This window comes from Mesorhizobium kamtschaticum, from assembly GCF_056174585.1.
Genome location: NZ_JBWBWI020000002.1, coordinates 106,679 through 128,172 on the forward strand (window position 1 = coordinate 106,679; position 21,494 = coordinate 128,172).

Below are 21,494 nucleotides of genomic sequence, written 5' to 3' on the forward strand. Positions count from 1 at the left end.
GATCTGTTCCTCCCTTTTGGTTTAGCGACTACCGCCCGGTCATCCGCCGAACTAAGGCAAATTCAACTGGGTTCATTCGACCGCCTATTGACTATTGAAGTTGCGCGGTGCGACGAAGCACGCTCGGGCGATCTCTGCGTCCTGCGGAGCGTTTGCTTCTTCATGGTCTCCCGCCCACCACCTCGTCCGCCCGTTGTCGGATCGTGACGGCATCTGTACCTAATTTACCATGGGCAGATATGCGGCTATTCGCTAAATGGCGCGCTGGCTGAAAGGGACACGTCAAATCGGGCGCCGATTTGGTCGCTTTCGTTCAACGAGATGCTCGGCGAGCGAGTTGAAAGTTTAGGGGGCAAGTACCTTTTCGTGGCATTCTGCAATTCTAGGATATTCAAGGGTTAGGTCCTGTACCCTGGACAGAGAGCCGAACCTCGTGATGTCGCCCCAAAACTTGGTATCGAGCGCGCTATGGGCCAAGGCCTCTAGGGGAGAATTGCAGTCGCGCCCGCGTGTGCAGCTGCCGATTGATCTGCACGCGTCAATATAGACGCCACCCCACTCGACGGACGTGATTGTGTCTGAGCCGGGGCTCCCAAGCTGAGGGCAGCGCGTTGGTTGGCCGCTATCAACGCGGCCCTTTTCAACCAAAGACCGCAATATCCTTGTGACCTATGGCCTTTCATGCGATTCTTCGGGCTGGTCTGAAGGAGGTGAGATGCCTGAAATACTTGCAGTGCTTTCCAACATTCGGACTGTTGAAGAAATGATCGCGGCCTTCCGGGATGAGCGGCATTCCCGTCGGTTGCTGGAAGCATGGTGTGGCCGGATGGCCGGATCTGCCCCGCCTGCGGATACAAACGCTCGATTGCGCTTGCCGGACGCGATACCGGCAAGCGGCGCGCCCGACCGGGTCTTTATCAATGTTCCAGCGGCGATTGCCGGTTCCAGTTCACAGTGACGACACACACGCCCCTGCACTCCACGAAGCTTCCCTTGCGTGTTTGGCTGAAGGCTATGTGGCTGTTACTGCAATCCGACAAGGGCTTGTCGTCGGTGCGTCTGGCCGAGGCGCTCGGGGTGAGCCAGCCAACGGCCTGGCGGATGGGACATGCACTGCGTCTCATGGTGGCGCGGGAGAACATGCTCGCCGGCACGGTGGAGATCGACCATTTCCATCTCGGTGGAAGGCCCAGAAGAGAATCCCGACGACCCGCCTCCGGGCCGCGGCCGGAAAGGCCAGGCGAATACGGACAAAACGCCAGTCATGGCAATGGTGCGGCGCCCGACTGACGTCATGCCTGGCACTCTGGCCGGTGACGCGCGTGCCGCGGTCGTGACCGGTCTCTCGGCGCGAGCAAGCGAACGCGTCATTGAAGCGCAGATCGAATCGGGAGCTCATTTGATGAGCGACGAGTGGAAGGCATTCATGGCCATTGGTGAGAGCTTTGCCAAGCACGAGACCGTGAAGCATTCCAGCGGTGAGTATGTCCGGGACGCCGTCCACGTCAATTCGGTCGAAGGTTTCAACTCCCGCGTCCGCCGTACCATCGCCGGCGTCTTTCATCATATCAGCCCGCAGCATGCCGACCTGTATTTCCACGAGATCGGCTTCCGATGGTCGCAGCGCGTCGTCACAGGAAACGTCATTCGCAAAACCCGGCATGGCCGGGAGAGCGTGCGAACCCTGTGGTCGCGCGTGCCGCCTGCGCTGCAATTGACGAATGTTTTTCGCACCGCCACGGGTCGTCAGATGCGCCGAAGCCCGGATGGCGGCATCATCATCAAATCAGCCGTAGCTGTCTTTGGTTGATAAAGGCCATCAACGCCAAGGGTGGACGAAGCATGAACTTCATCATAAGGCGCGCTTTTTTGTCGGTGTTCTGCCAATCACCTTGGCGGCTCGCCCCCAAAGGGAGTCGCCAGAGAAGGGCAAGATGCTTCCAACCGACGGGCGAGGTATGGGCCAGATGATCGTGCGGTGCGGCTTCGCCAGCCGATCAGAGATGCCAGATCATCGATCGCAGTCACGCCCAGGCCTGTCAGGCGGCCGCATATGTGAGCTGACAGAGAGTTGTGATGTCATAGACTGGCAGTCCGGTTGTCCGTCGAATGGCTGGAGAAACAAGCGGGAACAACGTGCACTCGAACAGGATCGCTCCGATATCCGTATGTTCCGATTGTAAGCTGCAGAGGCAAGCCATGACTTCGGCTTCGATGTCGGCCGGCTCAGTATAGGGCGGGGGGCGTTTCATTTCATTTTGCCACATAACACCACCTTCGATGCCGCCGACTACGACGCGCGCTCGATCGCCTGGGTCATGAATGGCAAGCATCTTCTCGTCGAGGCAGCTCGAATCCGCGGCGATGACAGCAATTTTTGTAGTGGTAGGGTACTGCCGAAGCAGTAGCGGCAGAAGAATGAGGCTGGTGGCGGCCACAGGGACGTTGACTGCCGATGCCACCGCAGCTTGGTGTCGGACGGAGTAGCCGCAGTTCGCACTGATCGCAATGGCCCCTCGGGCCACGAGCCGACGGGCGGCTGCGATGTAAGCGGGCTCGAGCGCAGAGTCACCTCGGATGACGTTGTCTGCCCAGGCACCATCTACCGTCTCCGCGATCACCGGAAAAGGCAGCCTTTCCTTAAATGCGTCGATAGCCTCGTCTGCCGCAGACTCGCCCGCAAGAGCTCCTCTTTCCAGGTTGAGAATGCCAAGGGAACGGGCAACGGATGACACTTGCGGCCTCACATTACTAGCAGTTTGTCTGCGCCAATATGAAACAGTCCTGCGCAAGATTTGCGCCAAAAACCAGGCGCGACTGAAAAGTGGATTTCATGGACGGCCGGATTGCGGGCAAATTGGACACGTTTGAAGATGGCGCGACTACCCCTCGTCAATCCCAAGCGCGGCCTCCACTACATTCACCCAATAGGCCACTCCGTATTGAATTGCGGCATCGTCGAAGTCGTACGCGGCATTGTGTACCGGGGCTGAAGCGCCATTGCCGATGAAGATGAGCGCCCCTGGGCGCGCCTGCAGCATGTAAGCGAAATCCTCGGCACCCATGACCGGCCTCAACGTCTCGTCTACTGCTACCGCGCCGGTGCCTCCCGCCGCACGAACGGCAAGAGCAGTGGCGGCGCTATCGTTCACGGTGGCTGGAACCGACCGGCGGTAGCGGTAAGTAATGTCGCCCCCGAAAGCTTGCGCGATTTTCCGCGCGGTCGTCTCCAACTGGGTCTCGGTGAAGTCGCGCAGGGCAGGGGCCAACGCGCGGACCGTTCCTGCCAGTTCAACTTCGTCGGCGATCACATTGTAAGCATTTGAGGCGCGGAGTTTCGTGACGGAAATTACCAGCGACTCGACCGGGTCGGTGCTGCGCGACACCAACGCCTGCAGGCCAATAATGACCTGAGCGGCTATAACGACCGGATCAACTGTCAAGTGCGGGGCTGCGGCGTGCCCGCCGCGACCCTTTACAACGATGTCAAAATCGTCCTGGGAGGCCATCATCGGACCTGCGCAAATGGCGAACTTGCCTACATCGATCCCTGGCCAGTTGTGCATCCCGAACACTTGAGAGATACCAAAACGGTCCAAAAACCCGTCCTCGACCATCTTGAGCCCGCCCGACGGCAATTCGACTTCCTCGGCCGGCTGGAAGATAAGCGCGACCGTGCCCCTGAAATTCCGGCTCCTAGCAAGGTACTTTGCAGCCCCAAGCAGCATCGCCATGTGGCCATCATGGCCGCAGGCGTGCATCTTACCCGGAATCTTCGAGGCCCATGTTTTTCCCGGTGCCTCCTGAATTGGTAAGGCGTCCATATCGGCCCGGAGCCCTATCGTCGGCCCTTCGCCGCTCTCTCCCTGAATGAAAGCGACTATGCCGGTTCCGGCTATACCTGTTTCGATGTGGTTGATTCCAAAGGACGCTAGCTTGTCCCCAACAAACCGTGCCGTCTCGTGCACGGCAAAGTCGAGCTCGGGGTTTTGATGAAGATGCCTCCGCCAGGTTGTGACCTCCTCGGCCAAGGTATGAAACTTCGCGACTGAATGCATCCTGACTCCGTTCGTAGACGTCTGGCGACCGTCGGAGGGCCATGTGCTTTCGCCATCAGTGCTAATTTGCCGTAAGCGTTTGAAATAGTTCAGGCAAAACTCGCGCTTAGGTGAAAAGAAACGGTCGCCTGTCCGGGACGATTGCAATAATGGCACCTTTTGAATGAGGTAACGTTTCATTCAGCGTCCGATCTTGCACCGAGCGTTTCGGATCGCTAATGCCACATTGTGGTTTCGTATCCAGGGTGTAGGTATGATAGATGATCTTGACCGGCGGATACTCGGCGCCCTTCAAAAGAACAACAGGCTGTCGTTCTCCGAGCTTGCGGACCTCGTGGGTTCGTCTGCTGCCTCATGCATGCGCCGTGTCAATAAGTTACGCGGCGACGGGGTTATCACCGCTGACATCTCCCTAGTCGACCCCAAGGCGCTCGGGAAGTCGCTGACCGTGGTCGTAACGGTGGAGCTTGATCGCGAGCGTTTAGATCTGGTCGATGACTTCAAGCGAGCGATGCGGGCGGCGAAGAAGTCACTCAATGCTATATGGTGACAGGTGATGCAGACTTCGTTCTTATTGTAGCAGTAGAGGACGTTGAGGCCTTTGACGTTTTTGTAAAGACCAAACTTTACACGAACCCCAACGTCCGCAAATTCAAGAGCATGATTGCGCTGGACCGCGTGAAGTTCGAGCCCCGGTCGCTGCTGTAGCCCCTTTAAGGCTGAACGTTTCCGCCACTCCCATCCCGTTTTTGAAGCGTGCATTTCGGCCGGGGCGCCACTTTGATCACAATCACAGCATGGAAGTCTGCGATTTGTTTCGAACACCGGGCGACCGGCGGCCGCCCCCAAAAGGGCTTATGGCCCCGCTCAAGCGGTAATCGATCGCGCTGACGACATCTGGCATGCGCTGCGTGCTGGCGATCCGAGGCGCGCCAACATTTGAATTGCTGTGCAGCCGCTGGGCGGTTCCGCAGCGGCAAATCGTAACCGGGTGTGCGGAGTGCCCGGTTGCAAGATTTGGAGGACTCAGGAATGACACTTGCTGCAGCCGAACCTGCAACGACTCTCCCGGCCATTGAGCAACGGCACCGGGATCAAAGGCAATATCCTCACGGCGTGGCCTTCATGGATGGTCAGTACCTTCCAATGTCCGAAGCCAAGGTGTCCGTCCTGGACTGGGGCTTTCTGCATTCCGATGCCACCTACGATACCGTTCACGTGTGGGATGGGAGGTTCTTCAGGCTGGACCTGCACATGGACCGGTTCTTCCGCGGGATGGAAAAGCTGCGCATGAAGGTTCCCTACAGCCGCAGCGAGATCGAAAAGATCCTCTCGACCTGTGTGGCGCTATCCGGGCACAAGTCGGCCTATGTCGAAATGATCTGCACGCGAGGCGGCTCGCCGAACTTTAGCCGTGACCCGCGCCAGTCGGAAAACAGGTTCATGGCATTCGCGGTGCCCTTCGGGTCGGTTGCCAACAAGGAGCAGCTCGATCGCGGCCTGCATGTCGCCATCAGCAACACCGTCCGGATCCCTCCCAAGTCGATCGATCCAACCATCAAGAATTATCACTGGCTCGATTTGGTGAAGGGCCTGTTCGATGCGTACGACTGCGGTGCCGAAACCGCGTTGATCGTCGACATCAACGACAACATTGCCGAGGGGCCTGGCTTCAACGTTTTCACCGTGAAGGACGGCGGCTTGAAGACACCGGCCTATGGCGTCCTTGCCGGTATTACCCGGCAGACCGTATTTGATCTCTGCGACGAACTGGGCCTCTCCGTCAGCGCCGGCGACATTGATCGCGACGAACTGAAGGGCTCCGATGAGGTTTTCATCACGTCTACCGCGGGCGGAATCATGCCGGTGTCCAAGATTGACGAGACCGTCATAGGCGACGGCAAGGTTGGCGCTCTGACTCGCCAGCTGACAGACCTGTATTGGGAGAAGCACGCTGATCCGGCATGGTCGGCCGCGGTAAACTACGCATAGTACCGCAATTTATTTGCCGACAGGTCCTCCCCAGAACGGGGAGGGCTGTGGTGCCGTGAGTCTGCCGATGACCGACGCTTTCACTTCTCATCTCTCGAACGAACTCGCCGGCCTGAAATCGGCCGGGCTCTACAAATCCGAGCGGGTGATCACCTCGACGCAGTCGGCTGAGATCGAGGTCGGCGGCGACAAGGTGCTGAACTTCTGCGCCAACAACTATCTCGGCCTCGCCGACAGCGCCGAGTTGCGCAATGCCGCCAAGCAGGCGCTCGACCGCTACGGCTACGGCATGGCCTCGGTGCGCTTCATCTGCGGCACGCAGGAGGAGCACAAGCAATTGGAGGCGACGATCTCGTCCTTCCTCGGCATGGATGACACCATCCTCTACGGCTCCTGCTTCGACGCCAATGGCGGCCTGTTCGAGACGCTGCTCGGCGAGGAGGATGCCATCATTTCCGACGCGCTGAACCACGCCTCCATTATCGATGGCGTGCGGTTGTCGAAGGCCAAGCGCTTCCGCTACGCCAACAACGACATGGCTGATCTCGAAGCGCGGCTGCAGGAAGCCAAGGATTGCCGCTTCCGCGTGATCGCCACCGACGGCGTGTTTTCGATGGACGGCATCATCGCCAATCTGAAGGGCGTCTGCGATCTGGCCGAGAAACACGACGCCATGGTCATGGTCGACGACAGCCATGCCGTCGGCTTCGTCGGCAAGAACGGCCGCGGTTCTGCCGAGCATTGCGGCGTCGAGGGCAGGGTGGACATCATCACCGGCACGCTCGGCAAGGCGCTTGGCGGCGCCTCCGGCGGCTACACCTCCGGCAAAGCCCAAGTGGTTGACTGGCTGCGCCAGCGCTCGCGGCCCTATCTGTTCTCCAACACGTTGATGCCGGCGATCGCCGGCGCTTCGATCCGGGTGTTCGAGATGGTCCGCAACGGCGATGCGCTGCGCCGGCGCCTCTACGACAACGCCGCGCGGTTCAGGTCTCAGATGGGCAAGCTCGGCTTCACGCTGGCCGGCGCCGATCATCCGATCATCCCGGTGATGCTGGGCGACGCGGCACTGGCGCAGGAGATGGCGGCGCGCATGCTGAAGCGCGGCATCTATGTCATCGGCTTCTCATTCCCGGTGGTGCCCAAGGGCCAGGCGCGCATCCGCACGCAGATGTCGGCCGCCCATTCCAGCGCTGACGTCGACCGCGCGGTCGAGGCGTTTGCGGAGGTAGCAAGGGAACTTTCTATCATTATGACCCGCGGTCTCTAAAACTGGCCGCAAATTGGAGGTTCGGGCGAGAGCCTTGAACTCCATCAGCCTATCTGAGCTAGCTGCTTCGGCGCCCGAACTGTGAGCAACTGGGCCTTTCCTTCAGTGACCACGATTGTTTCCTCGTGGAGGACGATTTTACCAGGTTGGTACTCCAAGGCAGGCTCAATGCAGAGCACCATGCCTGGCTGCAACACCGTCTTGTCTTCCAGTCGAATTGACGGCGGTTCGGTCAGCCGCAAACCAAGTCCATGCCCCATACGCCCGTTGCTGTTGAGGTCCGCCCCACAGGAAGAGAGCGCCTTTGCCATCTCTTCAAAGACAAATCCGGCGGTAACCCCTGCTGTCGCCGCTTGAAGCCCGATCTCGTGCGCTCCCCAAACCTTCTCGTGGGCATACCGCAGGGCATCTGTAGCCCTGCCAACCTGGTAGTTGCGATCGTAATCGCAGAAATACCCGTCGAAGGTGGTACCCGTGTCGATGAAGAGCAGGTCACCATCGGCGATAGGCCGGTCCCTTGGCCCGCCAGTAATTTCGAACGGCCCACCGACGTCGGCTCTGCAGATGAGCGTAGGAATAGCGCTGGCGCCGCCCATATTCAGGCGACCGCGGAATTCCCGAAGGATCGTACGTTCAGTATCGCCGATGTTAACGAAACCGGGCACTTGAGCGTATACGGCGCCCGCGATGTCGACAGCCTTTTGGATTTTGCCGACCTCGGCCGCGCTCTTGATCATGCGGAGCTGCCAAATGAGGCTCGCGCCGTCAACAACCTCAACGCTTTTCAGATCACCGATGATCGCGTTCAATTGGGTTACCGGCATCCCCAATCGCAGTTCGAAACCGAGCTCAGCCCCGACCCGTCCGTGTCGCCGTGGCAGGTCGGATATCGCGGTAACAACGAGAGATGTGCCTTCGTCCTCGGGCCTAGGCGAAGGCCAGGATCTGATTTCCTCAATCCACGTCGTCTCTATGATAGCCCTTCCAATTTCGGGAATGATCGCAAGGGGCGCCCCGGCGGCAGGCACTAATACAAACCAAGGTCGGGTGTAACTCTCCCAGAAAGTGGAATCGACACCGATGAAATACCGGATATTGTCCATCGAAGTGAGCAACAAGCCGTCGAGGCGATGTTGACCCATTAGCCGCTGAGCCCGGGCGACACGCTCTTCGAACTCAGTCGGCGCAAAGCCGTAGGAGGCTTCCTGATCCATTCTATAACCCTGTTTGCCCGGACTTTCGGCCGTGGCGGCTGCATCTACCACCATCCTAAAGGCGCTCAGTGCACGAAAGATGCCAAAATCGCGCTGACGGCGCAGACGCTATTTCAAATGTGCCTGATCGCTCGCCAGATTTGCGTCTCTCGCCCGACGAGCGCGAGGCGCTTTGGCGGGTAGCCTCAATCAGGCCGCCTGAGCATTCAAACCGCCTATCTCGATTGCTTCCACGGCCACTGCTTCATCATTGTCAGATGTATCTCCGGTAATCCCTACCGCACCAAGCAACCGACCGGCCTGGTCTCGCACTAGGACGCCCCCGGGGACGGGAACAATCTTGCCGCCTGATATAGCGGTCAGGCCGGCTACAAAGTGAGGTCGGTCGGCTGATGCTTTGTCGAGCCAGCGCGAACCGAAACCGACGGCCAAAGCTCCGTAAGCCTTGCCGAATGCAATTTCAAAGCGGAGCATTGAAGCCCCGTCCTGCTTCTGAAACGCAACCAAGTGGCCGCCAGCATCCAGGACCGCAACGCTCAAGGGCTTAAAACCCTTCCCGCTTGCTGTAGAGCACGCCCGATTAATGATGGAATTGGCAACTTCCAATGTCAGCTTGGTCATATTGGATTTTCCCTTGAGCTTGTTAGCTGGCGTCTTCTATGCCGCCATACGAGCATCGATCGGAAGATCGGCAGCCACAATCGTGGCCAGCATGGCCGATGTTGCAGCAGAAAGCGTCCACCCTAGATGCCCGTGTCCCGTATTGTAGAAGACACCCGGAACCCGGCCTTTACCGACCCGAGGCATCATGTTCGGCATCATGGGTCGCAGCCCTGCCCACGGCACAACGTGTTCAGTTACCACTTTCGGGAACATCATCCGCGTCCAGTCGACCAAAGGTCTGATGCGATCTTCACGGATGTCGAAATTGACGCCATTGAACTCTGCGGTACCTGCCACGCGCAGGCGCGCTGCGCCGAGGCGGCTGGTCACGATCTTTGCGCGGTCGTCCAGAATGCTTACCCAAGGCGCCGAGGAATCTGCCGTAGACCCCTCCAATTCCACCGTAATTGAATAGCCTTTCACCGGATAAATATTGATGCGCTCCCCGAGCATCGCAGCGATATCGCGGCTATTTGTTCCCGCACACACTACAATGCCATCGGCCACCAGCGTCAGATCGGCGCCTTCAGTTGTGCAAACGAGGTGAAAGCGATCCCGGCGTTCAATCCGGATCACCGCAGCGTCATAGATGAATTGGGCGCCGCGCTTTGTGCAGGCCTTCTCCAAACCCGCGCAATATTTGTGGATGTCGCCGGTCGAATCCGACGGGGTGTAAAACCCTCCATAAAAATTGCCATGCAAGGCAGGTTCAATCCCGGCAATTTCGCTGGGCGTCACCGATCGCCGCTCGAGGCCGCCCTCGTTCAGCATCTCATTCACCTTTGACGCGTGATCGAAGCCGGCTTTATCCCAATAAACATGCAGGATCCCGCGACGGACGTGATCAAAGTCGATCCCTTCACGGTCGGCGATCTCGAAGAGGTGTTTGCGAGCCGCGATAGCCAGGCGGGTCGTTTCAATCGTGTTTTCGCGATATCGCGAAATATGGGACACGAATTCCAGCAGCCAGCTGTACTTGTGCCACGACGGGGTAGGGTTCATGAGGAGCGGTGCATCCCGCCGAAGCATCCACTTGATGCCCTTGAGGACGGTCGACCAGTGATTCCAGACTTCGGCATTGCTCGCGGACAGCTGGCCGCCGTTGGCGAACGACGTTTCCATCGCGGCATAGCGGCGCCGCTCAACCACAGTGACGTCGTAGCCTTGCTCCGACAAAACATAGGCCGTCGACACACCGGCAATTCCGGCGCCAATTACAATGATTTTGGGCATTCTGAACTCCGAACAGTACAATGGGGTGCGAGACTGGCCCGCGGCGAATCCCCAAATCTGTCTCGGGTACCTGAGAGCTTAACCGGACTTGCCGGCTTTCCCCTTCGGTGGACGCTCGAAGCGTCTCTCTCCAGATCGTTCGGCGGTGCGGTCACTTTTGCCTGAGAGTTTCCTTGGGGGGTTGCTCCGTCGGCGTCGGCAGTTGCCGATCTCTCCCGTCCAGCCTTTGAACGCTACAACTATACGATCATAGGCCATACCATTGTCCGCCATTTCGACATCCGCGCTGAAATGTACCTACCATTTTTCCGGTGTTTTTGATTGATATGAGCGCCCAATTTCAAGAAGCGCCTCAGAGTGGCCCCCTCCAGCGGTGTGGACGCCCCGGCGGCGGTGATTGTCGAGCCAGTCCAAACACGGCAGCGTAAGAGGTAAATCATGATCGTCAGGGATTTCAATGAAGAAACCGACAGGCCGGCGGGTCAAGACGACCAGCTTGGAAAGCGTGCGGTTGCTCCTCAAGAACGATGGGATGGGCTTCTCCTTCCATATCACCTCGATCCATTCGGGCGCCCGACTCAAGATGCACTGTCGGAACCACCTTGAGGTGTCGACATGAGGCGGTCTAATGCATCTCAGGAACGGGCTTTCTATCGAGGATCTCCGGGCGGATGCGGTCCCTGTCGTGCGACCGGGCATCATTTACGTGCTCGACAAGCATGATGCTCACCAGCTGTGTGCCGAGACCGTTGGCGTTAGCCTGGCTCTTCGCCTCTCCGCCGTGCTCGTCATGCTAGAGGCCATGGCTTCCCCTGCGCGAGCACATCCGCAAACCAGGCAAAGTACGACGACGCGTGGATTCTATCTACCTCCCATGGCTGGCGTTTCGGAGGACCTTCGCACGGCGTGGCAGCGCTGCAAGCGACGTATGTACGCAAGGGGAGCTGATGTGGGAATTTCTATAAGCACGCCTGCGGCTGAGATGAAGAAGCTCCGCCGCCTGGACGACGCTCAGCCGCCGGTCACGGATCTTCTGGATGGCTTCAAGACGATGCAGCTCTTTTTGCGACAAGGTGACCAAAGGCATGACGGCTCCCGCAACAAGCCCGGTCTCACGCCAGGCTCTGTGAAGTCGCCAGCCTTCCTTTCCAGCTTCATGTTGACCAGCTAGAAAAGGACTGGAATTCAACGTAACCCCCAAACATTTTGCCGATCAGTCATACGATTTTAAAATGGCCAGTCGCGCCGAAAGGCAGCTGCAACTTGTCTTTCGGGCGGCGATGCTTGAGGTTGGCAATTGGGGGGCAGCAACTTGATCGCCTCCGAAGGCTCTGCATTGGTCACATTTTCGTGAATACGACATGTGATGAGCTTTTATCGTCCCCTATATTCGCAGCCAAATCGCTAGCCTTTTCAGTTGGTTCCTGTCCTGCCCGGAACCGCTTTCTCACACCCGGCCCGGCGCGGACGACCTTCTTGGGGAATAAGGCCCGTATGCAAAGCGGATCAGATAGTTCAGTCTACCCGCAGGTTCCATTTACATTCGGGGGATGAGGAAATGTGTGCCGTTAGACTGAATCGCCGCTCTGTTTTGTTATCCACCTTGGCTTCGGCAATCTATGTCGGAACAAACAATTCGCTGGCAAAGAAGACCTTGGCGGGCCAGCTGCCGACTGACGATTTGACCAGAAGTGAGATATTCAACGAATACCTCGTCAAACCTTGGGATGCGGCAAATCCTGCCAACGGTGGGACGCTCGCGATCCCAGCGAAATTCAGTTTCCCTGACGACGCCCTGTATGACTGCAAGGTCAACGCCCGGAATGAGTGCGTGACCGATCCAAAAACACCTCGGCCCGCAGACATGATGTTCGGCATCGACATCAGTCACTACACGGATCCGAATTTCTCCTTCAACGAGTTGCGTAGCCAGCAAGTTCGTTTCGTGCAAATGAAGACAAGCCAGCGGCACGACATCAGGGATAAAAGATTCCCGGATTTTTGGAAACGCTGCGGCAGCCTGACGGGAGATGCCAAAGTCTATCGCGGTCCATATCATTTCCTGGCTTACGGTGCCAAGGGCAAGCAGCAGGCGGATTGGTTTATTCAATGCCTCGAAAAAGCCGACCCCCACGGTCTCGGCCCTGAGGACATGGCCCCCGGTGTCGACCTCGAGTGGGACGTCTACAAGAGCACGGGAAAGACGGACCACTGGGCCGGCAAGGGTGCGGATCATATCCAGGAAGTCGCGCTGGAGTGCCTCGAGACCTTGAAGAGCCGTTTGGGAAGAACGCCCATTCTCTATACGGGAAAGAGCTGGTTCAGCGATCAGACGCTGCCCCTGGACCGCTTCAAGAACTTTGCTGACTACCCGCTCTGGGTCTTCGACTATAACCCTCGGCGCAAGATCCAAGAGAAGCCGGTGCTCCCGGATGCGTCGAAGCCGGCGGCGCTCTGGCAGTATACCGCTTCCGCAAGGGTGCCGGACTACAAGAAGACGGTTGACGCATCGGTGTTTTATGGCACGGAGGCCGACTTCCGCAAAACGTTCGGCATTGCCCCAGTTTGAGGCGCCGGCAAACATGTTCGTCTAGCTCAGGGGGACAGATGCGCAAGATCGCCTTGCTTGTAGCGCTGCTTTTGGGCGCGTTTGTCGATGACGCCTCAGCGGCGTATGATTGCGAGAACCACCCTGTATCGGTGGCCGACGCTGACTGGTGCAAATACTTCGATGAATTTCCATACATCCGGCAAGATGACACTGGGAGGAAGGTCAATTGGCTGGTGAAGGAGTCGATGGCGGCAATCGACCTGCCAGATAAGGCTATCAGGAGCTACGCCTTCGTGGTCTCGGTGTGGGACTATCGCAAAGGCCAGGTCGACGAAGACGAGGTGAAGGGCATCAAGGCTGACAAGCCGGCCATCCTCAAGTTTATTTCGGGACAGGGCTTCGACGAGGCCATCGTCCTGAACAACGGCGACGCCACAGCTGATCGGATCAGGAAGATTTTCACGGAATACTATATCCCAAAGTTCGAATCGGCAGCTGCCGCTGGCCAAAAGATCAGGTTCATGTTCATTTTTGACGGGCACGGATGGCAGCCGCGGACCAGCGGGGGCACCGGCGCCTTGGCGCTGGCCGAGATAACCGATGATCGCGACCTCGACTACGACCACCGCTTCTCACTGGCCGAATTGCGCGGGCTTCTCCAGGACGTATCGCAATACACGCAGGCCAGTATAGCGCTACTAGGTTCGTGCTATTCCGGCAGCGTGTTCGAGGACGGCGCCGGTCACGAAGAGGATTTCGCACCGGGCAGCGCCGCGTGGATCGCGGCGGCCGCTCCGCGCGGTATCGAAGCCTGGGAGCTCAAAGATCGTAGCGGCACCGTGTTTTTCACGAATCTTTTCCGAGCCGTGGAAACCTGGCACGGTGCTAGTGCCGATCTCGTACCGCAGGATCCGGGCGGGAACATCGCCCTAGACATGACCCAGTACGCGCCCACATTGCGGGACGTCACAACTCTGATCAATACTCGGAACTTCTTCGGCGGAAAGAACCCCGAAACCGGCCAGCCCTACCCACCCTTTATGGTGGACACCATTGAGTTCAGCGGTGGCAAGCGTGCCGCGTACCGCTTCGTTGCCGGACAAGACCTTGCCGACAAGGTCGGGCAGAACATCGGGCTCAACCTTGACAAGGTCGCTTTCACGGGCTCGTCCATCGAGGGGCGCTCCGACATCACCGTCGTCCACACGCCTGCGACCTACTCAATTCGAGGAATCGACCTCTCGCCGGGAAACATAATGGACAGTTTCGACTTCGAAAAAATCAAAAGCGAGGCCGGCATATCCTTCATATATTTCAAGGCAAGCGAGGGCCAGAAGCCTTCGAACCCCGAGGACCAAAGCAAGGAAGACCAGAAGTTTGGTTTGGTCAAGCGCGCATGGGACAAGGCGCGAGCCGCTGGTTTGTCAGTCGGCACCTACCATACCTTTCGGTTTTGCGAAGAAGCCCAAGACCAGTTTGCATACATCAAGGAGCGTGTTCCGCGAACCGAAGACATGCTCCCAATTGCGATAGACGTGGAATGGTACAACGGTGCACCCAACCCCCTCGTCGGAAACTGCGGCTCCACAGCTAGCAAGGCCCACGCAAAAATATACGAGCTGGCGCACGATCTCGAAGACTACTACGGGAAGAAGCCTCTCATCTACCTGGTCTCGTCTTCCGTGAAGGAGATCGTTGGCGACAGCACGGATTACCCGCTGTGGATCGCAAACTACAGTGCCAACGCGGCCGCGATCGGCCCTGGCGAACCTTGGACCCTGTGGCAATACACGGGCCGGGGTCACATTCCGGGCAGCCAGAACGCCGTCGATTTCAACTATTTCTTCGGCAATGAGGCGCAGTTCGCTCAATTTCGGAAAAGCGGGACGAACATCGCCGGAGAGGTTGCGAGCAAGTAGCCCTGACACTTCCACGTTAGGCGGATTTGCGGAGACCGCTCGTCGACGAGCTCGGCGCACAACATTGACCAATCAGGATTGTAAGGCAACCTCCTATTGGCATGAACTCGGTATCGGTTCATCGGTCCAGATATTGCCATCGCAAGCGCTCAAGTCCGCGACCGCCGCACGAAAGAGAAGATTCCTTTCGGCTCGCCAGCCAGCCCGGAACGATTGTCCGACGGCGAAGGCCCATTGGGGCGACCGGAGATCTGCGTCGCCTACATCACCAGTGCCGCCTGCCGCTGTGTAAGACTCGCGGGTTGCTGACACTGGCCTGCCGTAGGAAAACGCCTTCACCGGAGTTTCAAAAGCAGCAGCGGCAGGGCCACAGGCCTTGTCAACCGCATGCGTGGTATCTGGATAGCTCGCGGTCGTTACGCTCACCCCGTCACGAAAAAGGAAGCAATATGGGTCATTCGGGTACTTCCACTTTTTGTCCTGGGCGGGCTCAACGACGTAACCAGCGACCGGAAACTGCGCATTCGAAGCCGTCCAGAGGCGTGATGCTAACCGACCCGTGCATGTGGTAAGGTCATCCCGGCCGACGTCGACGCATGCGTTGACGATCCAGCTTGCGAGTTGGTCTGCGCTGGGAAACAGCAGATATGCGGTGGTGGTCACCGAATTCTTTGGAAACTGGGTGTCCGTATACGTACAGACTTTAACGGGCAGGCCTTTCCAGTCGGGAAGCTGCTCCAGGTCTGCGTCGCTGCAGCCTTGTCGCATGTACTGGCCCTCGTGTTGGGCCTCGCTGACGTGAGGCTCCAGCCATGCAGCGATCCGTTGTTGCAGCATCGCCGGCGAAGGCTGACGAACCTTTGCCCCCGCAGGCGCTACTATCCCACAAGCAGCCAGCAAACAGACCGCAGTCCGTAGCGCTATCATCATAAAACGGCCCCTCGCTCAACAGCGGTAATGCTTAGCAAATTCAATTGAATATCAATAGCTGCCATTGGCTTTATTTTGTACCTTCGCATCCGTCGCCGTGTCATTCGCGAGCAGCCCCATCAAATTGTCTATGGTTTAGCTACTGTCCCGGGCCACCACTTGGCAAAGAAGCGTCGTGCTCCTACATTACAAGCGGGTGACCAAGAGGGAGCGCGTTATGTCTGAGAACGACCGAAATTCCGGATACGGCGCCGGCAGAATTCGTGAAGATCTGGTTCAGAAGACGACTTCCAATTCGGCTGCCAGAGATCGCCTCGAGAACTGGGCTCCTGAACCGAAACCCTCTGCTACACCTCCAAGCGGAGGTGCGCAGCCTGCGACAGACAGTGCCGCACCCTCGGATACTGCCAAGCCCACCGACTGAGCCGCTCGCTTGACTTGGGCCGAGACGATTGCTGCGTGGGTAACTATAGCTGGCTTCCCTGCGGCGGTCATAACGCTGATCATCGCAATTCAGCAGGGCATTGCAGGCCGACGCACCGCGTCGGCTGGCATTTATCTCACGATCAACCAGGCGCTTCGGGATGAGTGGAGAGCCTTTGACAACGCGTCCCCCGAGCTCAAGGAGAACCACCTGGGCGAGGTGCTGAATCTGATCGAGATTGCGTGCGGCGTGAATGAGGATGGTGTCCTGGCTGGCAACAGCGGAAATTTCCTGCGCCACACAATCGATTCCATTCAGGACTCGGTGGACAACAACCCACACTTACAGGCACTGGTTTCGAAGCTTCGCACGCACGAGCACACCTTTGCGGCAAGTGAGCGCTATCGCTCGATGCGTCTGAAAGAGCGGGCCAAGGGGAAAAAGGCTCAAAGTAAATGAGCACGATGCATTTCTCCACGCTTAAACAGCACGATCCCGACACCGACTTGGTGCAACCGTATTTTTTCCCGACGGTGGGATCTCATCGGCCAAAAACGAAAATAGCAGCAAATATTTTGCTACTCCCCTGACGTATCACAATTCTTTGCGCTACGGTCTTGTCGCAGTAATCGTGGAGGGAGTTTCATGCATTCCGAAAGAGCACTCAGCCGTGCCCTTGCAGGCACAGGTACAGCAGTCGATTTTACTGGTGTGTGGGTCAACGAATTGAAGTCTGAGGCGACTTTAACGCAGAAGCAGGATGTTATCAGCGGCGACTACAAGAGTGCCGTTAGCGACGACGGTACTCAGGCGACGGGTAAACTCTCAGGGTTTGCAGACGGCGACCTGATTTCGTTCGTTGTTCATTGGGACAAATTCCAGGCGATCACCGCTTGGGTCGGGCAGCTTGAAGCCGGAGGCAAGAGTCTGAAAACACTCTGGCAAATGACCAAACAGGTCGCCGACGGTGACGAGTGGGCGTCGATCAATGCAGGCGCCGACTATTTCACGAAGAAGTAGCCCAGGACCTTCCTAATCAGAGGGTGGGTGGGAGCGCGAGGGTCGGGTCCAGGGCACCCTCGCCCGTAACTTGGGCTGTATAAAAAAGCCGGGACATCGCTGTCCCGGCTCCTTGGAATGTTTAATCCACTATTCGGCGGCGATCGATAGCGTCTCAATGGCGTTCTCTCGTGCCCTGAGCGCTACGGGGAGCCATCCCTTGCCATCCAGCTCCTTCTCGGCCTGCAGTACCCCCTCGGGCTTGGGAGCACGCTCCACGGCCTTTGCGGCATCCTCGGCGCATCCGGCCTCACGCATCACACCCGCGATGTCGGCCTTCGACAGGCGGGCGAGCCCCGTGGGTCGGTCAAAATCCCCCGGGTATGGTCACTTGAAACTCCCCCACCTGATGGTCACCGGCAGCGCTACTGAACAGCGGTAGCCGGTAAGGCAGGACGTTTATTTTCATCCCCTTTCATACAGCGAGGGGACCGGGAGTTGTACGTCTTGAAGGCACATCTGCAAAGCACCGTACTGACATTACTTGATCGCAACACCAGCCAGCGCGAGATTCAAAGGCTGACGGGTGTCGATCGCAAGACGATACGGCGTTACCGAGCGCAACGGGCTGCTACGGAGGCAAATTCCCCCGGGGAAGTGACCACCGGCTCGGCAAGCGCGGAGGACCAAATTCCTCCACCCCGACCACCGGCTTCTGGGGTGTCGGGAGCGACGGTCACCAGCAGCCTGGCCCGCTCGGCCTGCGAAGTGCATCGGGCGTGGATCGAAGAACAGGTCCGCCTGAAGCGAAATGCACAGGCGATTTACCAGGACCTGGTCGATCAGTTTGGCTTTCCGTCCAGCTATCAAAGCGTCAAGCGGTTTGTGCGCACGTTGCGACAAAGCGATCCCAAGCAGTTTGATCGTCTTGAGTTCCTCCCCGGCGAGGAGGCTCAGGTCGACTATGGCGAGGGCGCGCTGACGATCGATCCCAAGAGCGGCCGGTACCGTCGTCCCCGCCTGTTCGTGATGACGCTGCGCTATTCGCGGCGCAGCTTCCGGCGGGTGGTCTGGCAATCCAGCCAGCAAGTCTGTACGCATACGACGAAGGCCGCATGATTGGCACGCGCGCGTGGGCGCGGCGGGCTCTATGATGGCGATGCGTGAAGGTCAGGCGGCCTGCTGATCGACGGCCTTGTCGGCTTCGCGCAGGCGCTTCCATTGCCAAGGCAGTAATTCGTGCAGACGCGAGGCGGGAAGATCGGCAATGCGGGCCAGGACGTCGGCGAGCCAGGCTTTCGGGTCGACGTCGTTGAGTACGCATACGACGAAGGCCGCATGATTGGCACGCGCGCGTGGGCGCGGCGGGCTCTATGATGGCGATGCGTGAAGGTCAGGCGGCCTGCTGATCGACGGCCTTGTCGGCTTCGCGCAGGCGCTTCCATTGCCAAGGCAGTAATTCGTGCAGACGCGAGGCGGGAAGATCGGCAATGCGGGCCAGGACGTCGGCGAGCCAGGCTTTCGGGTCGACGTCGTTGAGGCGTGCCGTGGTGATGAGGGTAAGCATAACGGCGGCGCGGTCGGCGCCGCGCTGGGAACCGGCGAAGGTCCAGTTGCGCCTTCCCAGAGCAATGCCACGCAGCGCTCTTTCGGCCGCGTTGTTGCTGAGGCAGATTCTGCCGTCGTCGATGAAGCGGGCGAAGTCGGCCCAGCGCCTGAGCATGTAGTTGATCGGCTTCAGGACCTCGGAAGAGCGCGAGAGGGTATCGCGCTCGCGGAGCAACCAGGCGTGCATGTCGTCGAGAAGTGGTTTGCTCTGCTCCTGGCGCACGGCATACCGCTCGTCAGCGCTGCGGCCGTTGATGGCGCGCTCGATCTCGAACAGCGCGTCGAGGCGCCTGACCGCCTCCAGCGCGATCGGGGAGATCGGTTTGCCCTTCTTGCCATCTCGGGCCTTTTTCGCGATGTCGGCCAATTCGAAGAATCCGCGCCGCGCATGGGCGTAGCAAAAGGCGGGCGTGATCGGCTGCTCCTTTCGCTGCGGGTCGAACAACGGCTCAAAGCCACTGTAACAGTCGCACTGAAGGATGCCGCTGAATCCGGCCAGATGTTTCTGAGGATGCTCGCCGCGCCTGTCGCTCGAGGCGTAATAGATCGCCGCCGGCGGCGCAGGCCCGGCGAAGGGCCGGTCGTCGCGCGTATAGGTCCAGATGCGCCCGGTCGTGCACTTGCCCTTCGCCAGGATGCGAATGGTGGTGTCGTCGCCATGAAGGCGCTCGGCCGCGAGCACATGGCGCTCGATCAGCTGGAAGAGCGGCATGACGGCGAAGGTTCCGTGGCCGACCTGATCGGCCAGCGTCGCCAGCGGCAGGTCGATCCCCTCGGCCTTGAAGCGCGCGCTCTGTCGGTTGAGTGGAGCATGCATGCCGAACTTGTCGAACAGGATTGTCGCCAGCAGTCGGGGACCGATGAAGCCGCGCGGCGTGGCATGGAACGGCGCTGGCGGCTGGGTGATCTTCTCGCAGTCGCGGCAAGTGAACTTTTCGCGCACCGTCTCGATCAGCTTGAACCGGCGCGGGATCTCTTCCAGCGTCTCGGTCACGTCCTCACCCAGTTTCGACAGCCGCGATCCGCCGCAGCAGGCGCAGGCAGTTGGAGGGTCGATGACGACGCGCTCGTGTTCGATGTCATCCGGCCATGGCTTGCGCACCGGTCGCTTGCGCGTGAACGGTCGGACCTTCTGCGTCTTCGCCGCCGCGGCCTGCGCGGCAAGCTCGTCCTCGGTCGCCGAGGTGACGAGGTCTTCGAGTTCCAATTCCAACTGCTCGATCAGCCGCGCCGTGCGCTCGGAGCGCTGCCCGTACAGTTCGCGTTTCAGCTTCTCGATGCGCAGCTCGAGATACGCAATCCGGGCCTCGGTGTCGGACAGCATGGCGTGCGCGTTGGCGGCTTCAGCCTGCCAGTTGGCAGCATCCGCGACCGCCACATCGCGTTCAGTCTGCAACGCCTCACGCTCAGCCAGCAGCGCCACGTAGGCGCTGGCAAGATCCGAGGGGAGCTCAACCGGCTTCGAAGTCATATGCCGATTGAATCACATTCCATCGTATTTTCAATTAAAAAATGCTACCCAACCCGAGCCGGACGCCACGTTTCCTGAGGGTTCCGCCAGTCTATCCCAGACAAGAGATAACTCAGCTGTGCAGGAGATACTGTCACAGCTCCGCCCTCAACTGTCGGCCAGATGAAGCGGCCGCGCTCGAGTCTTTTTGTGAACAGGCATGCTCCTTGGCCATCAGTAAGCGGTGCGCCGAGGCACCTTTCCTGAAACCGCTGGTGATGTGTCTTTTTGGCGGGTCGGTCGTTGGTCCGCGCGCCGGCGCCGATCACTCCGGGTCGTCATAACGGGTGACGTAGTGGAGTTCGCGTAGGGCGGGGATGACGAGGGCGATGTCTTTGTAGGCCTCGTGTTCGATGAAATGCGCGGTCTCGGGCCCCGGCCTGGGCTTGCCGAGGACTGGCCTGCCCTTTTGTCGACGCAGTAGATCAGGATCGGCAGCAGCAGGCCGTGGTTGGGGTTGTCGAGGTCGAGTAGCCGTCTCCAGCTTTTGATGTTGAGATTCATGGCCGCGTAGAACCCCTGGCACCACGGCCGGGGGTCGATGCCGCCGCTGGGCTTGGTTGCGAATCGGGGCGCATAATCCTGCGGTCTGTCGAAGAGCGTCTCGTTGATCCGGTTGTGGATCCTGGCGACGCTGGCAAACACGGCGTGATCGGTTGCAGACCCTTTGGCCAGGACGTCGCGCGGCAACCCCATGAGCGGGCACATCCAGTCTTGCGGGTCCGGGTAGCGCGGCCCGGTGACCGCTGCCGTTACGAAGCCATCCAGCGCCGACATGGTCCGCACCAGCGGGCGGCGGTTGGTCTTGGCGGCCATCCAGGCCTCGAGCGCCTCGTCCGACAGCGCCATGTCATCTAGCGCGCTCATGCCGCCGAGGAGAGCTGCATCTCTTCGCGGCGCACCCGAATTCCACGGCATCAGTTCGTCCCAGCGCGAGGCTGGCCAATCATTCTGGATGCGCTCGGTGACGTCGGCCATGTAGGCCTCGGCATCGACGCCGCAGAGCTTGCAGGTCTCTATGACGCTGAGCACGACCGCTGACCGCTCTGCCGCGGCGAAGCTGCCCGAGAAAAGATCCCATGGGAGTGGATAGCGACCGACGCTCTGGCAGAGTGAGGGTTGCTAA

At 59.1% G+C, this 21,494-nt stretch carries 17 protein-coding genes, 5 pseudogenes and 1 riboswitch; of the genes and pseudogenes, 12 read left to right on the plus strand and 10 right to left on the minus strand.

Going from position 1 to position 21,494, the window contains the following annotated elements:
- Positions 1 to 715: 715 nt before the first annotated feature.
- Positions 716 to 1,810, plus strand: a pseudogene (locus AC0V7N_RS36205) (IS1595 family transposase).
- Between the two features lie 229 nt (positions 1,811 to 2,039).
- On the opposite strand, the gene AC0V7N_RS36210 reads toward AC0V7N_RS36205, so the two are convergent.
- Both AC0V7N_RS36210 and AC0V7N_RS36215 read right to left on the minus strand, forming a co-directional pair.
- The gene (locus AC0V7N_RS36210) at positions 2,040 to 2,735 is read right to left on the minus strand and encodes an aspartate/glutamate racemase family protein (RefSeq protein WP_496628279.1); all 696 of its coding nucleotides are present in this window, start codon (positions 2,733 to 2,735) and stop codon (positions 2,040 to 2,042) included.
- A 147-nt stretch (positions 2,736 to 2,882) separates the two neighbouring features.
- Complete coding sequence (locus AC0V7N_RS36215; protein WP_496628422.1) at positions 2,883 to 4,058, minus strand: amidohydrolase; 1,176 nt, start codon at positions 4,056 to 4,058, stop codon at positions 2,883 to 2,885.
- A 253-nt stretch (positions 4,059 to 4,311) separates the two neighbouring features.
- On the opposite strand from AC0V7N_RS36215, the gene AC0V7N_RS36220 reads away from it, so the two are divergent.
- The 4 genes from AC0V7N_RS36220 (at position 4,312) to AC0V7N_RS36235 (ending at position 7,317) form a co-directional block, all read left to right on the plus strand.
- Positions 4,312 to 4,608, plus strand: coding sequence for an AsnC family transcriptional regulator (locus AC0V7N_RS36220; protein ID WP_496628280.1), 297 nt, complete (start codon positions 4,312 to 4,314; stop codon positions 4,606 to 4,608).
- Entirely contained in the window at positions 4,602 to 4,766 is a 165-nt protein-coding gene (locus AC0V7N_RS36225) for an Lrp/AsnC ligand binding domain-containing protein (RefSeq protein ID WP_496628281.1), read from the plus strand. The genes AC0V7N_RS36220 and AC0V7N_RS36225 overlap by 7 nt, the downstream gene beginning before the upstream one ends.
- A 324-nt stretch (positions 4,767 to 5,090) precedes the next feature.
- Positions 5,091 to 6,050, plus strand: a complete 960-nt coding sequence (locus AC0V7N_RS36230; protein ID WP_496628282.1) for an aminotransferase class IV — start codon at positions 5,091 to 5,093, stop codon at positions 6,048 to 6,050.
- A gap of 67 nt (positions 6,051 to 6,117) precedes the next feature.
- The gene (locus AC0V7N_RS36235) at positions 6,118 to 7,317 is read left to right on the plus strand and encodes a glycine C-acetyltransferase (RefSeq protein ID WP_496628283.1); all 1,200 of its coding nucleotides are present in this window, start codon (positions 6,118 to 6,120) and stop codon (positions 7,315 to 7,317) included.
- Between the two features lie 44 nt (positions 7,318 to 7,361).
- On the opposite strand, the gene AC0V7N_RS36240 is transcribed toward AC0V7N_RS36235, so the two are convergent.
- The 3 genes from AC0V7N_RS36240 to AC0V7N_RS36250 form a co-directional block, all read right to left on the minus strand.
- Entirely contained in the window at positions 7,362 to 8,531 is a 1,170-nt protein-coding gene (locus AC0V7N_RS36240) for a M24 family metallopeptidase (protein ID WP_496628284.1), read from the minus strand.
- A 189-nt stretch (positions 8,532 to 8,720) separates the two neighbouring features.
- Entirely contained in the window at positions 8,721 to 9,152 is a 432-nt protein-coding gene (locus AC0V7N_RS36245; protein WP_496628285.1) for a heme-binding protein, read from the minus strand.
- 36 nt (positions 9,153 to 9,188) lie between these two features.
- Positions 9,189 to 10,427, minus strand: a complete 1,239-nt coding sequence (locus AC0V7N_RS36250) for a D-amino acid dehydrogenase (RefSeq protein ID WP_496628286.1) — start codon at positions 10,425 to 10,427, stop codon at positions 9,189 to 9,191.
- 138 nt (positions 10,428 to 10,565) lie between these two features.
- Positions 10,566 to 10,655: riboswitch (glycine riboswitch) on the minus strand.
- Between the two features lie 229 nt (positions 10,656 to 10,884).
- Here AC0V7N_RS36250 and AC0V7N_RS36255 point away from each other — a divergent pair.
- The 7 genes and pseudogenes from AC0V7N_RS36255 to AC0V7N_RS36285 all read left to right on the plus strand — a co-directional run.
- Positions 10,885 to 11,046, plus strand: a complete 162-nt coding sequence (locus tag AC0V7N_RS36255; protein ID WP_496628287.1) for an ectoine synthase — start codon at positions 10,885 to 10,887, stop codon at positions 11,044 to 11,046.
- 363 nt (positions 11,047 to 11,409) lie between these two features.
- A complete protein-coding gene (locus tag AC0V7N_RS36260; protein WP_496628457.1) occupies positions 11,410 to 11,598 on the plus strand; it encodes a hypothetical protein in 189 nt (62 codons plus the stop codon).
- Between the two features lie 432 nt (positions 11,599 to 12,030).
- Positions 12,031 to 12,996, plus strand: coding sequence for a GH25 family lysozyme (locus AC0V7N_RS36265; protein WP_496628288.1), 966 nt, complete (start codon positions 12,031 to 12,033; stop codon positions 12,994 to 12,996).
- Between the two features lie 38 nt (positions 12,997 to 13,034).
- A complete protein-coding gene (locus AC0V7N_RS36270; RefSeq protein WP_496628289.1) occupies positions 13,035 to 14,897 on the plus strand; it encodes a GH25 family lysozyme in 1,863 nt (620 codons plus the stop codon).
- Positions 14,898 to 16,260: 1,363 nt separating this feature from the next.
- Positions 16,261 to 16,710 (plus strand): hypothetical protein, encoded by a 450-nt coding sequence (locus AC0V7N_RS36275; RefSeq protein WP_496628290.1) that lies wholly within the window; start codon positions 16,261 to 16,263, stop codon positions 16,708 to 16,710.
- Positions 16,711 to 16,896: 186 nt separating this feature from the next.
- Complete coding sequence (locus AC0V7N_RS36280; protein WP_496628291.1) at positions 16,897 to 17,271, plus strand: avidin/streptavidin family protein; 375 nt, start codon at positions 16,897 to 16,899, stop codon at positions 17,269 to 17,271.
- Positions 17,272 to 17,748: 477 nt separating this feature from the next.
- Positions 17,749 to 18,342: pseudogene (locus AC0V7N_RS36285) on the plus strand (IS21 family transposase); the annotation flags it as partial.
- A 78-nt stretch (positions 18,343 to 18,420) separates the two neighbouring features.
- Here the strand turns inward: AC0V7N_RS36285 and AC0V7N_RS36290 are convergent.
- The 5 genes and pseudogenes from AC0V7N_RS36290 to AC0V7N_RS36310 all read right to left on the minus strand — a co-directional run.
- Positions 18,421 to 18,573: pseudogene (locus AC0V7N_RS36290) on the minus strand (transposase domain-containing protein); the annotation flags it as partial.
- 70 nt (positions 18,574 to 18,643) lie between these two features.
- Complete coding sequence (tnpC, locus tag AC0V7N_RS36295) at positions 18,644 to 20,329, minus strand: IS66 family transposase (protein ID WP_496628292.1); 1,686 nt, start codon at positions 20,327 to 20,329, stop codon at positions 18,644 to 18,646.
- 44 nt (positions 20,330 to 20,373) lie between these two features.
- Positions 20,374 to 20,544, minus strand: a pseudogene (gene tnpB, locus AC0V7N_RS36300) (IS66 family insertion sequence element accessory protein TnpB); the annotation flags it as partial.
- Entirely contained in the window at positions 20,543 to 21,286 is a 744-nt protein-coding gene (locus AC0V7N_RS36305) for a UPF0149 family protein (protein WP_496628423.1), read from the minus strand. The pseudogene tnpB and the gene AC0V7N_RS36305, both read right to left, overlap by 2 nt.
- Positions 21,278 to 21,442: pseudogene (locus AC0V7N_RS36310) on the minus strand (transposase domain-containing protein); the annotation flags it as partial. The gene AC0V7N_RS36305 and the pseudogene AC0V7N_RS36310, both read right to left, overlap by 9 nt.
- Positions 21,443 to 21,494: the final 52 nt, after the last annotated feature.

Excerpts from the sequence above, each read along its gene's own strand:
- AC0V7N_RS36240 (WP_496628284.1), bottom strand. The coding sequence starts at position 8,531 with ATGGATCAGGAAGCCTCCTACGGCTTTGCGCCGACTGAGTTCGAAGAG.
- tnpC (WP_496628292.1), bottom strand. The coding sequence starts at position 20,329 with ATGACTTCGAAGCCGGTTGAGCTCCCCTCGGATCTTGCCAGCGCCTAC.
- AC0V7N_RS36215 (WP_496628422.1), bottom strand. The coding sequence starts at position 4,058 with ATGCATTCAGTCGCGAAGTTTCATACCTTGGCCGAGGAGGTCACAACC.
- AC0V7N_RS36245 (WP_496628285.1), bottom strand. The coding sequence starts at position 9,152 with ATGACCAAGCTGACATTGGAAGTTGCCAATTCCATCATTAATCGGGCG.
- AC0V7N_RS36305 (WP_496628423.1), bottom strand. The coding sequence starts at position 21,286 with ATGCCGTGGAATTCGGGTGCGCCGCGAAGAGATGCAGCTCTCCTCGGC.
- AC0V7N_RS36280 (WP_496628291.1), top strand. The coding sequence starts at position 16,897 with ATGCATTCCGAAAGAGCACTCAGCCGTGCCCTTGCAGGCACAGGTACA.
- AC0V7N_RS36235 (WP_496628283.1), top strand. The coding sequence starts at position 6,118 with ATGACCGACGCTTTCACTTCTCATCTCTCGAACGAACTCGCCGGCCTG.
- AC0V7N_RS36230 (WP_496628282.1), top strand. The coding sequence starts at position 5,091 with ATGACACTTGCTGCAGCCGAACCTGCAACGACTCTCCCGGCCATTGAG.
- AC0V7N_RS36225 (WP_496628281.1), top strand. The coding sequence starts at position 4,602 with ATGGTGACAGGTGATGCAGACTTCGTTCTTATTGTAGCAGTAGAGGAC.
- AC0V7N_RS36250 (WP_496628286.1), bottom strand. The coding sequence starts at position 10,427 with ATGCCCAAAATCATTGTAATTGGCGCCGGAATTGCCGGTGTGTCGACG.
- AC0V7N_RS36270 (WP_496628289.1), top strand. The coding sequence starts at position 13,035 with ATGCGCAAGATCGCCTTGCTTGTAGCGCTGCTTTTGGGCGCGTTTGTC.
- AC0V7N_RS36255 (WP_496628287.1), top strand. The coding sequence starts at position 10,885 with ATGAAGAAACCGACAGGCCGGCGGGTCAAGACGACCAGCTTGGAAAGC.
- AC0V7N_RS36260 (WP_496628457.1), top strand. The coding sequence starts at position 11,410 with ATGAAGAAGCTCCGCCGCCTGGACGACGCTCAGCCGCCGGTCACGGAT.
- AC0V7N_RS36220 (WP_496628280.1), top strand. The coding sequence starts at position 4,312 with ATGATAGATGATCTTGACCGGCGGATACTCGGCGCCCTTCAAAAGAAC.